We start from the raw sequence: 19,943 nt of genomic DNA, 5'->3' as shown, positions 1-19,943 counted from the left end.
GGCGCCCTGTCCTGCGCGAGGTGCGAGGATGCGCAGGTGGAACTCGCCCTGACCCTGGTCGTGCTCGTGGCGACCGTCATCATCGTCGCCGGCTTCGCTCGCAAGATCGGTGCGCCCGCGCCGCTGGTGCTGATCGTCGTGGGCATCGTCGCGTCCTACGTCCCGTTCATCAAGGAGCCCCAGCTCACCCCGCAGGTGGTGCTCATCGGGCTGCTCCCGCCCCTGCTGTATGCCGCGGCCGTCCGCACCTCGCTCGTGGACTTCCGGGCCAACACCTCGGCGATCCTGTCGCTGTCCGTGGGCTTGGTGCTGTTCACCGCGGCTGGCGTCGGGTTGGTCACCTGGTGGCTGCTGCCGGTGCCCTTCGCCGTCGCCTTCGCGCTCGGCGCGGTCGTGGCACCCCCGGATGCCGTCGCCGCGTCGGCGGTGGCGCGACGGATCGGCCTGCCGCGCCGCGTCGTCACCATCCTCGAGGGCGAGTCCCTCGTCAACGACGCCACCGCGCTGGTCTCCCTGCGCACGGCGATCGTCGCGTTCACGACCGTCGGGGCCGTGTCGTTCGGCTCGGTGGTGTTCGACTTCGCGACGGCCGTGGTCCTCGGTCTCGGGTTCGGGGTGCTCGTGGCACTCGTCATCGGGCTGCTGCGCCGGCAGCTGACCGACCCCGCGCTCGACACCTCGCTGTCGTTCATCGTCCCGTACCTCGCCTACCTGCCCACCGAGCACTTCCACGGGTCCGGGGTGCTTGCGGTCGTCGTAGCGGGGCTGCTCCTCGGCCACAAGTCACCCATGGTGCAGACGGCCTCGTCGCGGCTCAGCGAGCGGATCAACTGGACGTCCGTGCAGTTCCTGCTCGAGCACGCGGTCTTCCTGCTCATCGGGCTGCAGATGCGCCGGATCGTCGCCGACGTGGCGCGGTCCGGACTCGGCTGGCCTCGAGTCCTCGGGGTGTCGCTCGCGGTCTTCCTCGCGGTGACGGTGCTCCGCCCGGTCTACCTGTTCCCGGTCCGCTGGCTGGAGCAGCTGGTGAAGCACCGGACGACTCGCGAGAGCCAGTCGGGCGCGCACAACGCGATCCTCTCCTGGGCGGGCATGCGGGGCGTGGTCACGCTGGCCGCTGCGCTGACCCTCCCCGCCGACACCCCGCAGCGCGGCATGCTCGTGTGGCTGGCCATGTTCGTCACCGTGGCGAGCCTCGTGGTTCAGGGCACGACGCTGCCGTGGCTGGCGCGCCGGCTGCGGGTGCGCGGGCCCGACCCGCGCGAGGACGCCCTGCAGGAGGCGACCATCCTCCAGGCGTCCGTGGCGGCCGGGATCGCGGCCCTGGAGGACTGCGACCAGTCCGACCCCACCGTCATCCAGACCCTGCGCGACCGGGCCGAGAACCGCACCAACATCGTCTGGGAGCGGCTCGGTCAGGGGCGCGCCGGCGCCGAGACGCCCAGCGAGACGTACCGACGGATGCGGCTGATCATGCTCCAGGCGGAACGTTCGGAGTTGCTGCGCATCCGCGGTGCGGGGATCGTGGACCAAGAGGTACTCGCCCACGTGATGGCCCAGCTCGACATCGAGGAATCCATGCTCGACCGCATCGACGACCGCACCGAGGCGCTGCGCGACGAGCCCATGCTGCCGCCAGAGCGCGCCGGGGACGAGTGCGAGCACCTGGCCGCCCACCACAACCGGTTCGTGGCACCCACGAGCCCGCACGGGTGCGAGGAGTGCCTGCGTGATGGCACGACCTGGGTGCACCTGCGGCTCTGCCTCGACTGCGGCCACGTCGGCTGTTGCGACTCCTCACCGCAGCGACACGCCTCGGCCCACTTCCGCGAGTCGGCCCACCCGGTCATGCGCAGTTTCGAGCCCGGCGAGTCCTGGCGATGGTGTTTCGTCGACGAGCAGCTCGGCTAGCGTGACGTCGGTGACCAGCCCAGCACCCATCAGCCTCGTCCTCGCCTCAGCCTCCCCCGCACGCAAGAAGCTGCTCCACGCCGCGGGGATCGACCCGAGCGTCGTGGTCAGCGGGGTCGACGAGGCAGCGGTCCTCGATGCCGCCCGCACGACCTACGGTGAGCTGGCCGCCGAGGACATCGCCCTGCTCCTCGCCCGGGCCAAGGCCGAGGACGTCGCGGCCCAGATCGACCACGCGGTCATCGTGGGGTGCGACTCGGTGCTCGAGCTCGACGGCGAGGTCCACGGCAAGCCGGCCTCGGCTGCCGAGGCCGTCGCCCGATGGCAGCGGATGCGCGGCACCGCCGGCGTGCTCCACACCGGCCACTGGGTCGTCGACACGCGGGACAGCGACCTCGGCGGCACCGGTGCGACCCTGGGCGCCACCGCCTCGACCACCGTGCACTTCGCCCGCCTCACCGATGCCGAGATCGAGGCCTACGTCGCCTCGGGCGAGCCGTTGCGGGTCGCCGGCGCGTTCACCCTCGACGGGCTCGGTGGGCCCTATGTCTCGGCCATCGAGGGCGACCCGAGCAATGTCGTCGGGCTCTCCCTGCCCCTGCTGCGCGAGCTGCTCGGCGAGCTCGGCCTGCTGTGGCACCAGCTCCGCGCGTCGGGCATCCCCACCTAGCCGAGCCGTGGAGCAAGCTCAGACCGGCGGGATGTCGCGGCGCTTGGTGGAGAAGTGGCGCTCGCGACCCTTGGCGTACCGCAGTCGCAGCAGCAGCTCATCCCGCAGGGCGTCCGCCTCGATGATCTGGTCGAGCACCAGGTCGGCAGCCAGCCGCTCGAGGTCGACGTCCTGCTCGTACTCGCGCCGCATGTCCTGGACGAACTGCTCGCGCTCGGCCTCGTCCTCGATCGCCGCGATCTTGTTGGCGTAGACCGCGTTCACCGCGGCCTCCGGACCCATGACCGCGATCCGTGCCGTGGGCAGCGCGATGGTCGCATCGGGGGCGAAACCCGGACCGCCCATGGCGTAGAGCCCGGCGCCATAGGCCTTGCGGACGATGACGCAGAACTGGGGGACCGTCGCCGAGGACACCGCGTGCACCATCTTCGCGCCGTGCCGGATGATGCCACCGCGCTCGACCTCGGAGCCGATCATGAAGCCCGGGACGTCGGCAAGGTAGACCAGCGGGATCGAGTATGCGTCGCACAGCCAGATGAACCGCGCGGCCTTGTCGGCGCTGTCGCTGAACAGCACCCCGCCCTTGACCATCGAGTTGTTGGCCACGATGCCAACGGTCTCGCCGGCCATCCGTCCGAAGCCGATCACGAGCTCGGGTGCGAACAACGGCTTGACCTCGAAGAACGACTCGTCGTCGACCAGGCCGTCGATGACCTCGTGGATGTCGAACGGCTGGCTCTCCCGCTCGGGCACCGTGTGCCGGGTGAGCGGCGTCGCGGGCTCCTCCGGCGCGTACGCCGGCAGCTCCGAGCGCCAGCTGGTCGGGAGGTAGGAGAAGTAGAGCTTGGCCAGCTCGATGGCTTCGGTGTCGTCGGAGACGAGCAGGTCGCCGACCCCTGACACGGTGCAGTGCATCCGCGCCCCGCCCATGTCCTCGAGCGAGACCTTCTCTCCCACCACCATCTCGGCCATGCGTGGACTGCCCAGGTACATCGACGCGTTGTCCTCGACCATGATGACCAGGTCCGTGAACGAGGGGATGTACGCGCCGCCCGCGGCACTGGGGCCGAACAGGCAGCAGACCTGGGGCACCTTGCCGGAGAGCGCGACCTGGTTGTGGAAGATGCGACCCGCGCCGCGGCGTCCGGGGAACATCTCGACCTGGTCGGTGATGCGCGCACCCGCCGAGTCGACGAACCAGAAGACGGGCAGCTCCTCGCGCAACGCCATCTCGGTCGCGCGCACGATCTTCTCGACCGTTCGCGCACCCCAGGAACCGGCCTTCACCGTGGGGTCGTTGGCGATGACGACGGCCGCGCGCCCGTCGACCGTGCCACGGCCCGTCACCACACCGTCAGCGGGCAGGCCCTGGGCGGTCGCGTTGGCATACCGGCCGTCCTCGACGAAGCTGCCCTCGTCGAACAACAGCGCGATGCGGTCGCGTACGTAGAGCTTGGCCTGGGAGTCGAGCTTGGCCTGAGCCTTCTCCGTGGCAACCGCCGAGTCCTGGTATGCCGCGGCGAGCCGCTCACGGACGTCGGTCACCTTGGGATCGGTGCCGGAGTCCTCGCCCACCGCGAACGGGGGGCTGGACCGACGGCGTGGACGGGACGGACGACGTGGTGGGGGTCACCGGCATACCCTCTCGCAGCTCGGTGGTCATGCGCTGGGCAGGCCGAGGTGCCGGGCGATCACCATGCGCTGCACCTCGGAGGTGCCCTCGCCGATCTCGAGGATCTTCGCGTCGCGGTAGAACCGGGCGACGGGGTACTCCTCCATGAAGCCGTTGCCGCCGAAGACCTGGGTCGCGATGCGGGTCGCCGTGACGGCCGCCTCGGTCGCGTAGAGCTTGCAGACGGCGGCCGCCTGCTTGACCTCCTTGACCGAGCGGCGGCCGTGCTCCAGCTCGTCCTTGAGCCAGGCGGCCTTGTAGGTCAACTGGCGCGAGGCCTCGACCATGACGGCAAGGTCGGCGATCTGGAACGAGATGCCCTGGTTGACCCCGATCGGCTTGCCGAACGCCTTGCGGGTCTTGGCGTACTCGGTCGTCTCCTCGAGCATGCGCTGGCTCATGCCGACCGCGAGCGCGGAGATGGCGATGCGGCCGTCGTCGAGGGTCTTGAGGAACTGCTTGAACCCGTCGCCCTCGCGGCCGAGCAGGTGGTCGGCCGGGACGCGGCAGTTCTCGAACGTCAGGCCATGGGTGTCGGACGCGTGCCACCCGAGCTTGTCGTAGGCCGGCTCGACCGTGAACCCCGGTGTGCCGGAAGGGATCATGATGGCGCTGAGCTGCGCGGACCCGTCATCGTTGGTGCCGGTGCGGGCCGTCACGGTCACGACCGAGGTGATGTCGGTGCCCGAGTTCGTGATGAACGCCTTGGCGCCGTTCACCACCCAGTCGTCGCCGTCACGGGTGGCCTTGGTGCGGGTGGCACCGGCATCGGACCCGGCGTCGGGCTCGGTGAGGCCGAAGCCCGCGAGCGCACGGCCAGCGACGAGGTCGGGCAGGAAGCGCTCCTTCTGCTCCTGGGTGCCGTAGGTCAGGATCGGGTTGATGCCCAGGCCCACGCCCGCGGACAGCGTGATGCCGATCGACTGGTCGACCCGGCCGAGCTCCTCGATCGCGACACAGAGGCTGGTGAAGTCGCCGTCGGCGCCCATACCGCCGAACTCCTCGGGCACGACGAGGCCGAACAGGCCCAGCTCCCCCATCTTGGGCACGAGCTCGCTCGGGAAGTAGTGGTCCTTGTCCCACTTCGCGATGTGCGGCTCGACCTCGGCCTCGGCGAACTCCCGGACGACCTTCCGGAAGTCCTCGTGCTCCTTGCTCAGCTCGAACATCGTGCTCCCACTCTCGTTGTCGTAGGTGCGGCGCGAGGATCGCCCGACCGCCCGGCATACCGTCAGTTACTTGACGTTGACGTAAACGTAAAGCAATACTCACCGGTATGCCAGCCCCGGAGCGTGAGACGTGGACCATCCGGGACATCGCGGACGAGTTCGCGGTGACGCACCGCACCGTGCGGCACTACGAGGACCTCGGCCTGATCACGCCGGAGCGCCGGGGCACCACCCGCGTCTACCACCGTCGCGACCGGACCCGGCTGGCCCTGATCCTGCGCGGCAAGCGGCTCGGCTTCCCGCTGGAGGAGATCCGGACGATCATCGACCTCTACGACCGCCCCCGCGGCAAGGCGAGCCAGCTCGAGTACGTGCTCGGCCAGATCGACGAGCGCCGCACCGACCTCGAGCAGCGCCGCCGCGACCTCGAGGACGCCCTCACCGAGCTCGAGCAGTTCGAGCGGCGCTGCCAGGAGGACCTGGCCCGGTTGCGCTGAGCCAGGCTCCGATGGGTGGCGCCGACCGGCCTAGGGTGGACGCATGAGTGCCCAGTCAGTTCTGTTCATCGGCGGCACGGGCGTGATCAGCTCGGCCTGCACGCGCGAGGCGCTGGCCCAGGGGTGGGCGGTCACCGCGCTCAACCGGGGCACCAGCACGACCCATCCCCCAGTGGAGGGGGTCGAGGTCCTGCACGCGGATGTGCGCGATGCCGAGGCGGTGCGGGCAGCAGTCGGCGACCGCGAGTTCGACGTCGTCGCGGACTTCCTCTCGTTCACCCCCGACCAGGTCCAGCAGCAGCTCGACCAGTTCGCCAGCCGCACCGGGCAGTACGTCTTCATCAGCTCGGCCTCGGCCTACCAGACGCCGCCGAACAGGCTTCCCGTCACCGAGTCCACGCCGCTGCGCAACCCGTTCTGGGCCTACTCCCGCAACAAGATCGCCTGCGAGGACCTGCTGGTCCGGGCCTATCGCGACGCCGCGCTGCCGACGACCGTCGTGCGCCCCTCGCACACCTACGACCACACCCTGCCGCCGTTCGAGGGCCGGTGGACCGTGGTCGAGCGGATGCGTCGCGGCCAGGAGGTCGTCGTCCACGGCGACGGCACCTCCTTGTGGACGATCACCCACCACACCGACTTCGCCCGTGCCTTCGTGGGGCTGCTGGGACGGCGCGACGCGTTGGGCGAGGCGTTCCACATCACCTCCGACGAGGCACCGACGTGGAACCGCATCTACACCGACCTCGCCGAGGCCGCCGGGGTCGAGCCCCGGTTGGTGCACGTCCCGTCCGAGGCCATCGCCGCCGTGGACGCCGACTTCGGGTCCTCGTTGCTCGGCGACAAGGCGCACTCCATGGTCTTCGACAACAGCAAGATCCGGTCGCGGGTGCCGGGCTGGACGGCCACGGTCCCGTTCGCGCAGGGCGCCCGGGAGATCGTCGCCTGGCACGACGCCGACCCGGCCCGGCGCCAGGTCGATGAAAGGGTCGATGCGATCTACGACCGCCTCGTCGAAGCCCATCGCACCGCCCGCCGGTAGCCGCCGGGGCCCGCACGGCGCGGTCGGCTAGGTTCGCCGCCGTGGACTGGGAAAGCGTGCGCAGCCGGCTGGAACCCGCGACGGGTCAGGTCGCCATGAGTGCGTCAGCCGTGACCGTGGCCTTGGTGGCAGCCGTCATCGTCGTGGCCGTGCCCGCCGTCTGGCAGGTCCTGCGACTGGCGGTGACTCTCGTCCACGAGCTCGGTCACGCCATGGTGGGCCTGGCCGTGGGACGGCGCTTCACGGGTTTCATGCTGCGGGGCGACATGTCCGGGCACGCGGTCACCGTCGGGCCCTCGCGCGGCCCGGGCCGGATCCTGTCGACCTGGGCCGGTTACCCCGCGCCGGCCGTGGTGGGCGCGGTGCTGATCTGGACGGCAGGTCGTGGCTGGGCGGCACCAGCCCTCACCCTCGTGGTCGTCGTCCTGGTCCTCGCCCTGGTCCGGGTGCGCTCCCTGCTCACTGCGGTCGTGATGCTGACGGCGCTCGTCGCGACCGGCACCCTCTGGTGGTGGCGTGATGACGCGGTGCAGGCACAGGCGCTCGTCGCGTCCGGCACCGTGCTGCTCGTGGGGGCGTGGCGACATCTCGGTGCAGTGCTGCGCTCGCGCACCCGCACGAGCGACCCAGCGGTCCTCGCCACCCTGACGCACATCCCGCGCACCGTGTGGAACGGCTCGTTCATCCTCGTCTGCGCCGGCGCCACCGCCCTGGCCGTCCGTGAGGTTGTCAGCGTCTGGCAGTGACGACGCCTACGCCGACGCGTCCCGCCCGGCGAGGAAGGCGTCGATCTCCGCCGCTGTCGGCGCGGTGGCTGGACCGCGCCGCGTCACCTTGATCGCCCCCGCCGCATTGGCCCGGCGCGCCGCCGTGTCCCAGTCCGAGCCGGCCGCACGGCACGCGACGAGCACCCCGGTGTGGGTGTCCCCGGCGCCGTTGGTGTCGATCGCCTCCTGCGGATGACCGGGCAGGTGTGCCGAGCGGCTCCCCCTCGCGCAGCTGGCACCCGTTGGGCCCGTCGCGGACGATGCAGACGGCATCGGCCGGCAGCCGACGCGCGAGCGCCGCGGCCGAGGCCACGGGGTCGGCGTGTCCGGTGAGCTGCTCGGCCTCCTGGGCGTTGGTGGTCCACACCGTTGTGCGCGCGAGCACGCGCCGCTGCACTGCCTCGGGCAGCCCTGCGAAGGCCGCGCCCGGGTCGAGCACGACGACCACCCCGGGCGCGAGGCCCGCGAGCCAGCCCAGGAGCGGGTCGCGGGTGCGGCCCACCAGCGAGAAGCCACTCACGCAGACTAGGTCGCCGGGCACGGGCGCCGAGGTCTGCAGGGACTCCAGGCTGATGCGACGCTCAGCGCCCTGGGTCGTCACGAAGGTGCGCTCCGCGCTCGGCTCGACCATGACGACGCAGATGCCGGTGTCGAGCTCCGCGACAGCCGGGCTGCTCACGGCGACTCCCTCCGCCGCCAGCGCCGACCGCACCAGGTCGCCGTTGGGGCCGGTCCCCACCGACCCGGCGAGCACCGCGGATGCGCCGGAGCGTGCCGCCGCGACGAGGATGTTCACCGCTCCCCCGGCATAGCGCGCGTAGGAGTGCGCCACCGCGTTGCCACCGCGCACCGGCAGCGCGTCCACCACGACCACCTCGTCAACGAGGGCTTGCGCGGTGTGGATCACCCGGGGGGTGGGCACGGTGTTCAAGGCGCCCTCGTGGGTGGTCATGGTGAGGGAGTATGCCGCGTGGGCTGACGGGGCGCTCCGACGAGACCGCGGGCGGGCCGATGCCGCCGGGTGCGGCGTGGAATGCTGCACGGCATGGCGAGCGCACCGCAGACGACCCTGCTCATCCTCGGCGCCGGGGGTGACCTGACCCACCGGTTGCTCCTGCCCGGGCTGGCCAGTCTGCTCGCGGTCGAGCCCGACCGCGAGGTTCGCGTCGTCGGCGCCGACCGCGTCGACTTCACCGACGCCCAGTGGCGCAGCCGCGTCAAGGACGCATTCGCCAGTGCCAAGCCACCCGCGAAGGTCACCAGCGCGGTCACGAAGCACACGGCATACGTCAAGACCGACCTGCTCGACGAGACCGCCCTGCGCGAGCTGGTCCACGGTTGCGGCCCCGGTCCACTGGTCATCTTCTTCGCCCTGCCCCCGCAGGTGACGATGAAGGTCTGTGACCTGCTCCAGCACGTCGACCTGCCCGAGGTCACCCGGCTCGCGCTGGAGAAGCCGTTCGGCACGGACCACGCGACGGCGGTGCGGTTCAACGCGCTGTTGCACAAGGTGGTCGCCGAGGACGACATCTTCCGGATCGACCACTTCCTCGGCGTCGCGACGGTGTTCAACCTCGTCGGCCTGCGCTTCGCGAACCGCATGCTCGCCCCGATCTGGAGCGCCGAGCACATCGAACGCGTCGAGATCGTCTACGACGAGGACCTCGCGCTGGAGGGACGGGCGGGCTACTACGACACCGCGGGGGCGCTGAAGGACATGCTGCAGAGCCACCTGCTCCAGGTGCTCGCGCTCTTCGCCATGGAGTCGATCGCCGCCCTCGACGCCCGGGAGCTGCAGGACCAGAAGGCCCAGGTGCTGCGCGCCACGCGGGTCTGGGGCGGCTCACCCAAGCGGTCGTCCCGGCGGGCGCGCTACACCGAGGGGACGCTCGGTGGCCGAACGGTGCCGGACTACGCCAAGGAGGTGGGGGTCGACCCGAAGAGGTCCACGGAGACCTTGGCCCAGGTCACCCTCGAGGTCGCCAACAGCCGGTGGGCCGGCGTGCCCTTCGTGCTACGCAGCGGGAAGGCGCTGGGCGCTCCGCGCAAGCAGATCGTCGCCCACTTCCGGGACGTCCCGCACCTGCCGACCGGATTCTCCGGGGGCTCGGGCGGGGACCGGCTGACCATCGACCTCAAGCCCGGGGCGGTGTCGCTCACGCTGACGATGAACGCCGAGGGCGACCCGATCGACCTGGAGCAGAAGACCCTGACCGCCACGCTGGCCGCGCCACGGATGCAGCCCTACGGCGAGGTGCTCGCGCAGATCCTCGACGGGAGCCAGCTGCTCACGGTGCGCGGCGATGCCGCCGAGGAGTGCTGGCGGGTCATGGCGCCGGTCATCAAGGCCTGGGCGGACGACACGGTGCCCCTGGAGACGTATGCCGCCGGATCCGCCGGTCCCGACGGCTGGCTCGCGCCGTAGGGGCAACCCCGCAGCAGGACGTCACCCCTCAGACGCGGGCGCGCACGGCGTAGAGCTCGGGGAAGAAGGTCAGGTCGAGGGCCCGGCGCAGGAAGTCGACGCCCGACGAGCCGCCGGTGCCCTTCTTGTGGCCGATGGTGCGCGTGACGACCTGCAGGTGGCGGAACCGCCACAGCTGGAAGTTGTCCTCGATGTCGACCAGCTCCTCGCACGTCTCGTAGACGCCCCAGTGCTCGTGCGGCGCCGCGTACACACCGGCGAAGGTGTCGACCAGCGCCTCGCTGAACCGGTACGGCTGGGTGAAGTCGCGCTCGAGCAGATCGGCGGGCACGGCATACCCGCGCCGCGAGAGGTAACGCAGGAACTCGTCGTAGAGGCTCGGCTCGGCGAGGAGCTCGGCGAGCATCGCGCGCGCTGCCTCGTCGTGGTCGAAGACCTTGACCATGTCCGCGTTCTTGTTGCCGAGCAGGAACTCGACCGCACGGTACTGCCAGGACTGGAACCCCGACGACGTCGCGAGGAACGGCCTGATCTCGGCGTACTCGCTCGGCGTCAGGGTCGCCAGCACCGACCACTGGTCGGTCAGCGTGCGCTGGATGTGCTTGACCCGCGCCATCCGCTTGAGCGCCGGGGCGAGGTCGTCGGAGGCGAGCAGTGACCGCGCCGAGCGCAGCTCGTGGAGCATCAGCTTGAGCCACAGCTCGGACGTCTGGTGCTGGATGATGAACAGCAGCTCGTCGTGCTGCGGGGGCACCGAGCGAGGGTGCTGGGCGCTCAGGAGCTGGTCGAGCCCGAGGTAGTCGCCGTAGGACATGGCGGCGGAGAAGTCCCGCTGCACGCCGTCCTCGATCGGCCGGATGGCCCGCTGGTCCTCATCGCTGACGCTCATGCGCGCAACCTATCGCCTCCCCCTGCGAGTGCCGTGCGAGTGTTGGCGAGGCCACACCCGGGGGTGACCGAAACGGCCCGGAAACGGGCTAGGCTCCGGCGCATGGCGCCCATTTCCGAGTCCACGACGAACCCGGCCTCCCGCCCCATCTCCAAGGTCCTCATCGCGAACCGTGGTGAGATCGCAGTGCGGATCGCCCGCGCGTGCAAGGACAGCGGGATCGGGTCGGTCGCGGTCTACGCCGACCCGGACCGGGACGCGCTGCACGTGAAGGTGGCCGACGAGGCCTACGCGCTGGGCGGCTCGACCCCTGGCGAGTCCTACCTGGTCCAGGACAAGCTCCTGGACGTGGCGAAGCGGTCCGGCGCCGACGCGGTGCACCCGGGCTACGGCTTCCTCGCCGAGAACGCCTCGTTCGCCCAGGCCGTCATCGACGCCGGGCTGACCTGGATCGGCCCCTCCCCCGAGGCCATCGACTCCCTCGGCGACAAGGTCAAGGCCCGGCACATCGCCGCCCGGGCCAACGCCCCGCTGGTGGCCGGGACGTCCGACCCGGTCGAGACGGCCGAGGAGATCGTCGAGTTCGCCAAGGAGCACGGCCTCCCCGTCGCCATCAAGGCGGCATACGGCGGTGGCGGTCGCGGTCTGAAGGTCGCGCGCACCCTCGAGGAGATCCCCGAGCTGTTCGACTCGGCCACCCGTGAGGCGGTCGCCGCGTTCGGGCGCGGCGAGTGCTTCGTCGAGCGCTACCTCGACAAGCCCCGCCACGTCGAGACCCAGTGCCTCGCCGACCAGCACGGCGCCGTCGTCGTGGTCTCGACCCGCGACTGCTCGCTGCAGCGCCGCCACCAGAAGCTCGTCGAAGAAGCCCCCGCACCCTTCCTCTCCCCGGAGCAGAACGCCGAGCTCGTGCGCGCCTCCAAGGCGATCCTGGCCGAGGCCGGCTACACCGGCGCCGGCACGTGTGAGTTCCTCGTCGGCCAGGACGGCACCATCTCCTTCCTCGAGGTCAACACCCGCCTCCAGGTCGAGCACCCGGTCACCGAAGAGGTCACCGGCATCGACCTGGTCCGCGAGCAGTTCCGCATCGCGAACGGCGAGCACCTCGGCTACGACGACCCCACCGCGGTGCGGCACTCGTTCGAGTTCCGGATCAACGGCGAGGACGCCGGCCGCGGGTTCCTGCCCGCCCCCGGCGTCGTGGCCGTGTTCGAGCCGCCATCCGGACCCGGGGTCCGGCTCGACTCCGGCGTCGTCGCCGGTGACGTCATCGGCGGCGCCTTCGACTCCATGCTCGCCAAGCTCATCGTCACCGGCCGCGACCGGCACCAGGCCCTCGAGCGGGCCAGGCGGGCGCTGGCCGAGTTCGTCATCGACGGCATGCCGACGGTGCTGCCGTTCCACCGCGTCGTGGTCGAGGACCCCGCATTCGCCCCCGAGGGCGACACGCCGTTCTCGGTGCACACCCGCTGGATCGAGACCGAGTTCGACAACCAGATCCCCCCGTATGCCGGTCCACTGGGCGAGGCGCCCGAGGACGGCGGCGACCGGCAGACCGTCGTGGTCGAGGTCGGCGGCAAGCGACTCGAGGTCGTCCTGCCCGGCGGCCTCGCGCTCGGTGGCGGCGGCGCTGCGGCGAAGAAGAAGGCACCCAGGCGCTCGGGCGGCGCCAAGTCCGGTGCCGCGGCATCAGGCGACGCGCTCACCGCGCCGATGCAGGGCACCATCGTCAAGATCGCGGTCGAAGAGGGTCAGGAGGTCGCCGCGGGCGAGCTCGTCGTCGTCCTCGAGGCGATGAAGATGGAGCAGCCCATCAACGCCCACAAGGCCGGCACCATCACCGGCCTCGCCGCCCAGGTCGGCCAGACCGTCACCAACGGCGCCGTGATCGCCGAGATCAAGGACTGATCGCGGCGGGTTCCGGCGTCCTGGGTCAGGGAGTCGGGCTGCCCTGCTGGGTCGGACCGCCCTCCGGCAGCGGGTCGTCGCCGCCAGGGTGGGCCGGAGCCTGGTCCGGGCGCAGGTCGGGCTGGAGCGGTCCGCCCGGCTCGCCGGGGCGCTGCGGCCCGCCGGGCGTAAGGGGCCCGTCTCCCTCGCTCGGCAGCTGGGGGTCGTCCGTAGCCGGTGACGGGTTGGGCGCAGGGGCCGGTGGCGGGTCGGGCGCCGGGGTCGGGGATGCGGGAGCGGGCGTCGAGTCGGCCGGCGCGGGAGCCTGGTCCGGGGGAAGGCCGAGCTGCTCGCGGAGCAGGTCGCTGCCCCGGTCGACCTGGTCGGCGTACTTCCCCCCGGTCTTGGTGTCGATGATCTCCTCGACCTTGTCCAGGGCCGAGTCCGCCTGCTGCGGGTTCCCCTTGACGTAGTCCTTCACCTTGTCCAGCCAGCCGTTGGTCATCGGTCTGCCCCTCCTGGATTGGCGCGCCCAGCTGGTCGCGCTCGTCGGTCACTGTCGCTCGACCCTAGCGCCGATGGGCGGGAACGGTGCGGCTCGCTACTCGGGGTGGTGCAGCTGCCGGGCGGCCTCGGCGACGGACCCCGACAGCGAGGGGTACACCGTGAACGTGCCCGCCAGCTGGTCGACGGTCAGTCCGTGCTGGACGGCCAGGGTCACCGGATAGACCAGCTCCGAGGCCCGGGGCGCCACGACCACACCACCGACCACGGTCCCCGTGCCGCGGCGCGCGAACAGCTTGACGAAGCCGTCGGTGATGCCCTGCATCTTGGCGCGCGGGTTGGTAGCCAGCGGGAGCATGACGCCGGTCGCGTCGATGCGGCCTTCGTCGAGGTCCTGCTGCGAGAAGCCCACCGTCGCGATCTCGGGGTCGGTGAAGATGTTCGCGGACACGGCGCGCAGGTTGAGGGGCGCCACGGCGTCACCGAGGGCGTGGGCCATCGCGATGCGGCCCTGCATGGCGGCCACCGACGCCAGCGGCAGGACCCCGGTGCAGTCGCCCGCGGCATACACGCCGCGCACCGACGTACGCGAGACGCGGTCCACCGCGACGTGACCGGACTCAGTGAGGGTGACTCCCGCCTCCTCGAGACCGATTCCCGCCGTCTGGGGGACCGAGCCGACGGCCAGCAGGGCGTGGCTGCCCTCGACCTCACGGCCGTCCACGAGCCGGACGACCACCCCGGTGGCCGTCCGGGTGACGGCAGCCATGCGCGAGCGCCCGAGCACCTCCATGCCGCGCTTGCGGAAGACGTCCTCGATGACGGTGGCGGCGTCGGCGTCCTCGCCGGGCAGGACCCGGTCACGCGACGAGACGAGGGTGACCCGGCCCCCGAGGCCGAGATAGGCCTGCGCGAGCTCGGCACCGGTGACACCGGACCCGACCACGATCAGGTGCTCGGGCAGCTCGGCCAGGGAGTAGATCTGCTGCCAGGTGAGGATGCGCTCGCCGTCGGGCTGGGCCGTGGCCATGACCCGCGGGGTGGCGCCGGTGGCGACGAGCACGACGTCGGCGCGCAGGGTCTGCGTCGAGCCGTCGGCGAGGGTGGCCTCGACCTCGCTGGCCGACACCAGGCGGCCGGACCCCGCGAGGACGGTGACGCCGTCGGCGGCGAGCCGGGCGCCGATGTCCCGGGACTGCGCAGCGGCCAGCGCGAGCACGCGGCGGTTCACCGCGACGAGCTCGGCGACGGAGTCGGAGACCTCGTCGCCCTCCTGGTCCTCGAGGTGCACCCCGAGGTCGGAAGCGGTCTCGAACTGGCTCATGAAGTCGGCCGTGGAGATCAGCGTCTTGCTGGGCACGCAGTCCGTGAGCACGGCGGCGCCGCCGAGTCCGTCCCGGTCGACGACCGTGACGGCCGCGCCGAGGTGGGCGGCCACCAGGGCGGCCTCGTACCCGCCCGGACCCCCTCCGAGGATGACGACCGAGGCTCCGCGCGCATTCACAGGCCCTATCCAACCATCCGCGAGCCGGGCACCATTGGCCACGGCGTGTTCACCAGCCCTTTGCAGTTCTCGCGCCGACCGGTCGCCCAAAGGCCATACTGTCCGCGTCGGCACACTCGCCGCCCGTCGCCTCGGGCCAGGACCTCAGGATGGACAGATGAGAGCGCGAACCCCGTACACCCCTTGGTGCGTCACCCTCGCCGTGGCCACCACCCTCGTCGTGGGGGCCTGTTCACCACCGGCCTCGACCTCGGGCGGCGGCTCGACCAGCGGCGCCGGCGCCGCCTCGGCGACCTCCGCGAAGGACCTCGGCGGCATGGACAAGCTCGTCGCCGCCGCGAAGAAGGAGGGCACGCTCAACGTCATCGCACTGCCCCCGGACTGGGCGAACTACGGCGCCATCATCAAGGCCTTCGGTGACAAGTACGGCATCAAGGTCAACAGTGCCCAGCCCGACGCGAGCAGCGCGGACGAGATCTCTGCTGCGCAGCGCCTCAAGGGCCAGCCCGGCGCCCCCGACGTGTTCGACCTCGGCACCTCGGTCGCCTCGGCCAACACGACCATGTTCGCCCCCTACAAGGTGGCCACCTTCGACTCCATCCCCGCGACCCTCAAGGACGCGAACGGCACCTGGGTCAACGACTACGGCGGCTACATGTCGGTGGGCTACGACTCGTCCAAGGTGCCCGCGCCGACCTCGCTCGCGGACCTGCTCAAGCCGGCATACAAGGGCAAGGTCGCCCTCAACGGTGACCCGACCAAGGCCGGGGCGGCGTTCGCCGGGGTCCAGATGGCCTCGCTGGCCAACGGCGGCACCGCCGGCGACGTGACCAAGGGTGTCGACTTCTTCAAGCAGCTCAAGGCCGCGGGCAACTTCCTGCCCGTCGACCCCACGCCTGCGACGATCGTCTCGGGGCAGACCCCCGTCGTCATGGACTGGGACTACCTCAACGCCGCGCAGAGCAGCAAGGTCAAGACCTGGAAGGTCTTCGTGCCGCAGAACGCCGTCCTCGGCGGCTACTACGTGCAGGCCATCAGCAAGGACGCCCCGCACCCCGCGGCGGCCCGGCTGTGGCAGGAGTTCCTCTACTCCGACGACGGCCAGAACCTCTGGCTCAAGGGTGGCGCCCGGCCCGTCCGGTTCGACGCGATGAAGACGGCCGGCACGCTGGACCAGACGGCCGCCGCAGCGCTGCCGCAGGTCTCCGGCACGCCGACCATCCCCACCCAGGCGGACTCCGACAAGGCGAAGGCGTACCTCGCCGCGAACTGGGCCAACGCCGTTGGCTGACCGACCCGCTCGCAGGGCGCTCGGTGGCCGCCGGCCATCGGGCGCCCTGCTCGGCGTCGTCCCGTTCTTCGCCTACGTCGCGGTGTTCCTCATCATCCCGACGCTGGTCGTCGTCATCGGGGCCTTCGTCGGCGGCAAGGGCGGGTTCACCCTGTCCAACCTCCGGGCGCTGGGCCAGCCGGCCGTCACCACCGCCTTGTGGCACTCGGTGGTGCTCTCGGCGGTGACCGCGCTGGCCGGCGCGGTGATCGGTGCCCTCCTCGCGTATGCCGTGTCCACCGGGAGACCCGGCGGGGTCCTCAAGAAGTTCATCACCTCGCTGTGTGGCGTGCTCGCGCAGTTCGGTGGCGTCGCACTGGCCTTCGCCTTCCTCGCCACCTTCAGCGCCACCGGCTACCTCACGAAGGTCCTCACGAGCGCGGGCCTCGACTCCAGCGGCGGCCTCTGGCTGTACGAGTGGGACAAGGGCCTGATGCTCGTCTACCTGTACTTCCAGATCCCGTTGATGCTCATCGTCTTCCTCCCGGCCGTCGAGGGGCTCAAGCCACAGTGGCGGGAGGCGACGGAGACGCTGGGGGGCAGCACCTTCCTCTACTGGCGCAAGGTGGCCGCGCCGATCCTCATGCCCTCGTTCATCGGCGGTCTGCTGCTGCTGTTCACGAACGCGTTCAGCGCGTATGCCACCGCCGCGGCCCTGGTCTCGCAGGGGTCACCCCTGCTACCCCTCGAGATCGGCGGCACCTTCACCTCCGAGGTCATCCTCGGCCAGGAGAACGTCGGCAAGGCGATGGCCCTGGAGATGGTGGTCGTGGTCGCCGTCGTCATGACGGCCTACGTCATCCTCGACCGGCGCGCGTCGCGGTGGCTCGTCCGATGAGCGGCGGCCGGGGGCAGCGGGCGGCCTTCCGCCGCCGCCAGGACGTCCTGCGGTGGGTGGTCGTCACCGTGGTCCTGCTCTTCTTCTTCACCCCGCTGGTCGCGAGCCTGGACTTCACGACCCGCGACGCCTCGGGCAACCGCAGCCTCCAGACGTGGACCACCTTGCTCAACTTCCCTGCGATCTCCCAGCGGTACCCCGACCTGCAGGCAGGCTTCCTCGCCTCGGTCGGTCTGGCGGTGCTCACGGTCGGGATCATGCTCGTCCTGCTCGTCCCGACGATGACCTGGGTCCGGCTGCGGGTCCCGGGGGCGACGCGCACCGTCGAGTTCCTCTGCCTGCTGCCGCTGACGGTGCCGGCCATCGTGCTCGTCGTGGGCCTCACCCCGGTCTACGCCTGGGTGACCTACTTCCTCGGCGGCGCGACGATCTGGCTGGCCTTCGCCTACGTCGTACTGGTGCTGCCCTATGCGTACCGCGCCATCGACGCCGGACTGCGAGCCATCGACGTCCGCACGCTCAGCGAGGCCGCGCGCTCGCTCGGGGCGAGCTGGCCGACGGTCATGGCGCGGGTCATCCTGCCCAACCTGCGCACCGCCGTGCTGTCGGCATCCTTCCTCGCAGTGGCCCTCACCCTGGGCGAGTTCACCATCGCCAACCTGTTCAGCCGCACCAACCTCCAGGTGGCGATGTTCCTGCTGGGCAAGTCCGACGCGCAGATCTCGGTCGCTGTCGGCCTGGCTTCGCTCGTCTTCGCCTTCCTGGTCCTGTTCGCCATGTCGTTCGTGGGCGGCCAGCGCGGGGCCGTCGCCCCGCTGGCCCGCCTGCGCCGCAACCGCAAGGAGACCCGATGAGTGCCCTGAGTGCCCCGAGTGCATCCGCCGGCGTCGGCGTCGAGCTCACCGGGCTGCGCCGGACCTACGGTCCGGTCGTCGCCCTCGACGACCTCACCCTGCACCTCGCTCCTGGCGAGCTCGTCGCACTGCTCGGCCCCTCCGGCTGTGGCAAGACGACGGCGCTGCGATGCCTGGCCGGTCTGGAGGACCCGGACGCCGGCCGGATCGAGGTGGGCGGCAAGGACATCACCCGCGTTCCGACCAACCGGCGCGACATGGGGATGGTCTTCCAGGCGTACAGCCTCTTTCCCCACCTCACGGCGCGGCAGAACGTCGAGTTCGGCCTCCAGCTGCGCGGCCACGCCGCTGAGCGACGTCGCAAGCGGACCGCCGAGATGCTCGAGCTGGTGGGCCTCTCGAGCCAGGCCGACCGGTACGCCCACCAGATGTCGGGCGGTCAGCAGCAGCGGGTCGCCCTGGCCCGCGCCCTGGCCATCGAGCCGCAGGTCCTGCTCCTCGACGAGCCGCTCTCGGCCCTCGACGCCAAGGTCCGCGTGCAGCTGCGCGACGAGATCCGGCGCATCCAGCTCGATGTCGGCACGACCACGCTGTTCGTCACCCACGACCAGGAGGAGGCGCTGGCCGTCGCCGACCGGGTCGGCGTGATGCGCAGTGGCAGCCTCGAGCAGATCGCCCCACCCCAGGAGCTGTACTCCCAGCCGGCGACCGAGTTCGTGGCGGACTTCGTCGGCGTGACCAACCGGCTGCGTGGCACGGCGTCCGGCGACGGCGCCACCGTGCTGGGGGCGGCGGTCCCGCTGCTGCCCGGTTCGGCGTCGGCCGGGCCGGTCACGGTGCTCGTCCGGCCGGAGCACCTCGCCGTGCAGTCCGGCCCGACCGGTGGCGACGGCGACGGCGCCGGCACCGTCGTGAGCGCCAGCTTCCTCGGTGCACACGGACGAGTCGTGGTGTCCGTGCCGGCCGCTGGGCGGGACGGCGCGGACACCGTCCTCGTGCAGGTGCCGAGCGCGACGGTGGCCCAGTTCAGCCCGGGTGACCCCGTCAACGTCCGGCCGACCGGCGTCCCCGCCCTGGCGGTGGCCGCCGACTGAGGTGCGTGGCCGCTCCCGCTGGTCGGTAGTCTGCGGGAGTGAGCGAGCAGAGCCGCACGTCAGCCGGCGCCCCCGACCTGTCCGACCCCGCGACCGACCCCTTCGACGTCGCCCGAGCCGCCGCGGCGGTCATCGCGGAACGCACCGGGACCGAGCGCCATGACGTGGCGCTCGTGCTGGGCTCCGGCTGGGGCCAGACCGGCGACCTCATCGGCGAGACGCTGACCACGATCGACAACGCCGACGTCCCCGGCTTCGCCAAGGCCGCCGTGGCAGGCCACTCCGGCACCATGCGCTCGGTGGCCATCGGTGACACCGGTCGCCGCGCCCTGGTCTACGGCACGCGCACCCACTTCTACGAGGGCAAGGGTGTCCGCTCGGTCGTCCACGCGGTGCGCACGGCCGCCGCGGCCGGCTGTTCCACCATCGTCCTCACCAACGGCTGCGGAGGGCTCAACCCGGCGTGGTCGCCGGGCACCCCGGTCCTCATCCGCGACCACCTCAACCTCACCGCCCACTCCCCGATCGAGGGCGCGAACTTCGTCGACCTCACCGACCTCTACTCGCCCCGGCTGCGTGCCCTGGCCCGCGAGGTCGACGCCGACCTCGACGAGGGCGTCTACGTCCAGTTCCGCGGCCCGCACTACGAGACGCCTGCCGAGGTGCAGATGGCCAAGATCCTCGGGGGTGACCTCGTGGGCATGTCGACGACGCTGGAAGCCATCGCTGCCCGTCAGGCCGGCCTCGAGGTGCTGGGCATCTCCCTCGTGACCAACCTCGCCGCCGGGATCAGCGACCAGCCACTGTCGCACCAGGAGGTCCTCGAGGCGGGCCAGGCAGCTGCCGAGCGCTGCGGCCGGCTCCTGGCCGCCGTCGTCGCCACGATCTGA

18 protein-coding genes and 1 pseudogene are annotated in these 19,943 nt (G+C 71.3%); 12 read left to right on the top strand and 7 right to left on the bottom strand.

Annotation, left to right across the window (positions count from 1 at the left end; genetic code table 11):
• Positions 1–36 precede the first annotated feature (36 nt).
• Complete coding sequence (locus tag GKE56_RS17030) at positions 37–1,911, top strand: Na+/H+ antiporter (RefSeq protein ID WP_154682899.1); 1,875 nt, start codon at positions 37–39, stop codon at positions 1,909–1,911.
• 10 nt (positions 1,912–1,921) lie between these two features.
• Entirely contained in the window at positions 1,922–2,581 is a 660-nt protein-coding gene (locus tag GKE56_RS00525; RefSeq protein WP_230209072.1) for a nucleoside triphosphate pyrophosphatase, read from the top strand.
• A gap of 18 nt (positions 2,582–2,599) precedes the next feature.
• Here GKE56_RS00525 and GKE56_RS00520 read toward each other — a convergent pair whose 3' ends face one another.
• Positions 2,600–4,156: an acyl-CoA carboxylase subunit beta gene (locus tag GKE56_RS00520; protein ID WP_154682898.1), complete on the bottom strand. Its 1,557-nt coding sequence runs from the start codon at positions 4,154–4,156 to the stop codon at positions 2,600–2,602.
• 84 nt (positions 4,157–4,240) lie between these two features.
• On the bottom strand, positions 4,241–5,422 hold the full coding sequence (locus GKE56_RS00515) for an acyl-CoA dehydrogenase family protein (RefSeq protein WP_154682897.1): 1,182 nt from the start codon (positions 5,420–5,422) through the stop codon (positions 4,241–4,243).
• Positions 5,423–5,529: 107 nt separating this feature from the next.
• Here GKE56_RS00515 and GKE56_RS00510 point away from each other — a divergent pair, with 107 nt between their 5' ends.
• The 3 genes from GKE56_RS00510 to GKE56_RS00500 are packed head-to-tail and all read left to right on the top strand — an operon-like array spanning position 5,530 to position 7,707.
• Positions 5,530–5,919: a MerR family DNA-binding transcriptional regulator gene (locus GKE56_RS00510; RefSeq protein WP_154682896.1), complete on the top strand. Its 390-nt coding sequence runs from the start codon at positions 5,530–5,532 to the stop codon at positions 5,917–5,919.
• 43 nt (positions 5,920–5,962) lie between these two features.
• Positions 5,963–6,961 (top strand): NAD-dependent epimerase/dehydratase family protein, encoded by a 999-nt coding sequence (locus GKE56_RS00505; RefSeq protein WP_154682895.1) that lies wholly within the window; start codon positions 5,963–5,965, stop codon positions 6,959–6,961.
• A 41-nt stretch (positions 6,962–7,002) separates the two neighbouring features.
• Entirely contained in the window at positions 7,003–7,707 is a 705-nt protein-coding gene (locus GKE56_RS00500) for a M50 family metallopeptidase (RefSeq protein ID WP_230209071.1), read from the top strand.
• Between the two features lie 6 nt (positions 7,708–7,713).
• Here the strand turns inward: GKE56_RS00500 and GKE56_RS18000 are convergent, their stop codons facing one another.
• Positions 7,714–8,001 (bottom strand): PfkB family carbohydrate kinase, encoded by a 288-nt coding sequence (locus tag GKE56_RS18000; protein ID WP_370518501.1) that lies wholly within the window; start codon positions 7,999–8,001, stop codon positions 7,714–7,716.
• Positions 8,002–8,038: 37 nt separating this feature from the next.
• Positions 8,039–8,680, bottom strand: a pseudogene (locus GKE56_RS00495) (PfkB family carbohydrate kinase); the annotation flags it as partial.
• A 93-nt stretch (positions 8,681–8,773) separates the two neighbouring features.
• Between GKE56_RS00495 and GKE56_RS00490 the strand changes: the two are divergent.
• Positions 8,774–10,153: a glucose-6-phosphate dehydrogenase gene (locus tag GKE56_RS00490; protein ID WP_154682894.1), complete on the top strand. Its 1,380-nt coding sequence runs from the start codon at positions 8,774–8,776 to the stop codon at positions 10,151–10,153.
• Positions 10,154–10,181: 28 nt separating this feature from the next.
• On the opposite strand, the gene GKE56_RS00485 is transcribed toward GKE56_RS00490, so the two are convergent.
• On the bottom strand, positions 10,182–11,042 hold the full coding sequence (locus GKE56_RS00485) for a tryptophan 2,3-dioxygenase (RefSeq protein ID WP_154682893.1): 861 nt from the start codon (positions 11,040–11,042) through the stop codon (positions 10,182–10,184).
• Between the two features lie 102 nt (positions 11,043–11,144).
• On the opposite strand from GKE56_RS00485, the gene GKE56_RS00480 reads away from it, so the two are divergent.
• Entirely contained in the window at positions 11,145–12,950 is a 1,806-nt protein-coding gene (locus GKE56_RS00480; protein WP_154682892.1) for a biotin carboxylase N-terminal domain-containing protein, read from the top strand.
• Positions 12,951–12,975: 25 nt separating this feature from the next.
• Here GKE56_RS00480 and GKE56_RS00475 read toward each other — a convergent pair whose 3' ends face one another.
• Positions 12,976–13,434 (bottom strand): antitoxin, encoded by a 459-nt coding sequence (locus GKE56_RS00475; protein ID WP_154682891.1) that lies wholly within the window; start codon positions 13,432–13,434, stop codon positions 12,976–12,978.
• 96 nt (positions 13,435–13,530) lie between these two features.
• Positions 13,531–14,937, bottom strand: coding sequence for an NAD(P)H-quinone dehydrogenase (locus GKE56_RS00470; RefSeq protein WP_154682890.1), 1,407 nt, complete (start codon positions 14,935–14,937; stop codon positions 13,531–13,533).
• A 157-nt stretch (positions 14,938–15,094) separates the two neighbouring features.
• On the opposite strand from GKE56_RS00470, the gene GKE56_RS00465 reads away from it, so the two are divergent.
• Genes GKE56_RS00465 through GKE56_RS00445 form a run of 5 tightly spaced genes read left to right on the top strand, consistent with a single transcriptional unit; the run spans position 15,095 to position 19,943 of the window.
• Positions 15,095–16,228 carry an ABC transporter substrate-binding protein gene (locus GKE56_RS00465; protein WP_154682889.1) on the top strand — a complete coding sequence of 378 codons (1,134 nt, stop codon included), beginning with the start codon at positions 15,095–15,097 and terminating at the stop codon, positions 16,226–16,228.
• Entirely contained in the window at positions 16,221–17,105 is an 885-nt protein-coding gene (locus tag GKE56_RS00460) for an ABC transporter permease subunit (RefSeq protein ID WP_195908196.1), read from the top strand. Before GKE56_RS00465 ends, GKE56_RS00460 begins: the two co-directional genes overlap by 8 nt.
• Positions 17,102–17,959, top strand: coding sequence for an ABC transporter permease (locus GKE56_RS00455; protein ID WP_154682888.1), 858 nt, complete (start codon positions 17,102–17,104; stop codon positions 17,957–17,959). Before GKE56_RS00460 ends, GKE56_RS00455 begins: the two co-directional genes overlap by 4 nt.
• Positions 17,956–19,053 (top strand): ABC transporter ATP-binding protein, encoded by a 1,098-nt coding sequence (locus tag GKE56_RS00450; protein ID WP_154682887.1) that lies wholly within the window; start codon positions 17,956–17,958, stop codon positions 19,051–19,053. Before GKE56_RS00455 ends, GKE56_RS00450 begins: the two co-directional genes overlap by 4 nt.
• 38 nt (positions 19,054–19,091) lie before the next feature.
• A complete protein-coding gene (locus GKE56_RS00445) occupies positions 19,092–19,943 on the top strand; it encodes a purine-nucleoside phosphorylase (protein ID WP_154682886.1) in 852 nt (283 codons plus the stop codon).

This window comes from Nostocoides sp. HKS02 (genome assembly GCF_009707485.1).
Lineage (GTDB): Bacteria > Actinomycetota > Actinomycetes > Actinomycetales > Dermatophilaceae > Pedococcus.
Note: the sequence above shows the minus strand (reverse complement) of the source record. Positions and strands in the feature narration are given on the sequence as shown.

What these genes read in the sequence shown, in the direction of transcription:
- GKE56_RS00515 (WP_154682897.1), bottom strand. Translation starts at nt 5,422, where the DNA reads ATGTTCGAGCTGAGCAAGGAGCACGAGGACTTCCGGAAGGTCGTCCGG.
- GKE56_RS00510 (WP_154682896.1), top strand. Translation starts at nt 5,530, where the DNA reads ATGCCAGCCCCGGAGCGTGAGACGTGGACCATCCGGGACATCGCGGAC.
- GKE56_RS00505 (WP_154682895.1), top strand. Translation starts at nt 5,963, where the DNA reads ATGAGTGCCCAGTCAGTTCTGTTCATCGGCGGCACGGGCGTGATCAGC.
- GKE56_RS18000 (WP_370518501.1), bottom strand. Translation starts at nt 8,001, where the DNA reads ATGCCGTCTGCATCGTCCGCGACGGGCCCAACGGGTGCCAGCTGCGCG.
- GKE56_RS00490 (WP_154682894.1), top strand. Translation starts at nt 8,774, where the DNA reads ATGGCGAGCGCACCGCAGACGACCCTGCTCATCCTCGGCGCCGGGGGT.
- GKE56_RS00485 (WP_154682893.1), bottom strand. Translation starts at nt 11,042, where the DNA reads ATGAGCGTCAGCGATGAGGACCAGCGGGCCATCCGGCCGATCGAGGAC.
- GKE56_RS00480 (WP_154682892.1), top strand. Translation starts at nt 11,145, where the DNA reads ATGGCGCCCATTTCCGAGTCCACGACGAACCCGGCCTCCCGCCCCATC.
- GKE56_RS00475 (WP_154682891.1), bottom strand. Translation starts at nt 13,434, where the DNA reads ATGACCAACGGCTGGCTGGACAAGGTGAAGGACTACGTCAAGGGGAAC.
- GKE56_RS00465 (WP_154682889.1), top strand. Translation starts at nt 15,095, where the DNA reads ATGAGAGCGCGAACCCCGTACACCCCTTGGTGCGTCACCCTCGCCGTG.
- GKE56_RS00455 (WP_154682888.1), top strand. Translation starts at nt 17,102, where the DNA reads ATGAGCGGCGGCCGGGGGCAGCGGGCGGCCTTCCGCCGCCGCCAGGAC.
- GKE56_RS00450 (WP_154682887.1), top strand. Translation starts at nt 17,956, where the DNA reads ATGAGTGCCCTGAGTGCCCCGAGTGCATCCGCCGGCGTCGGCGTCGAG.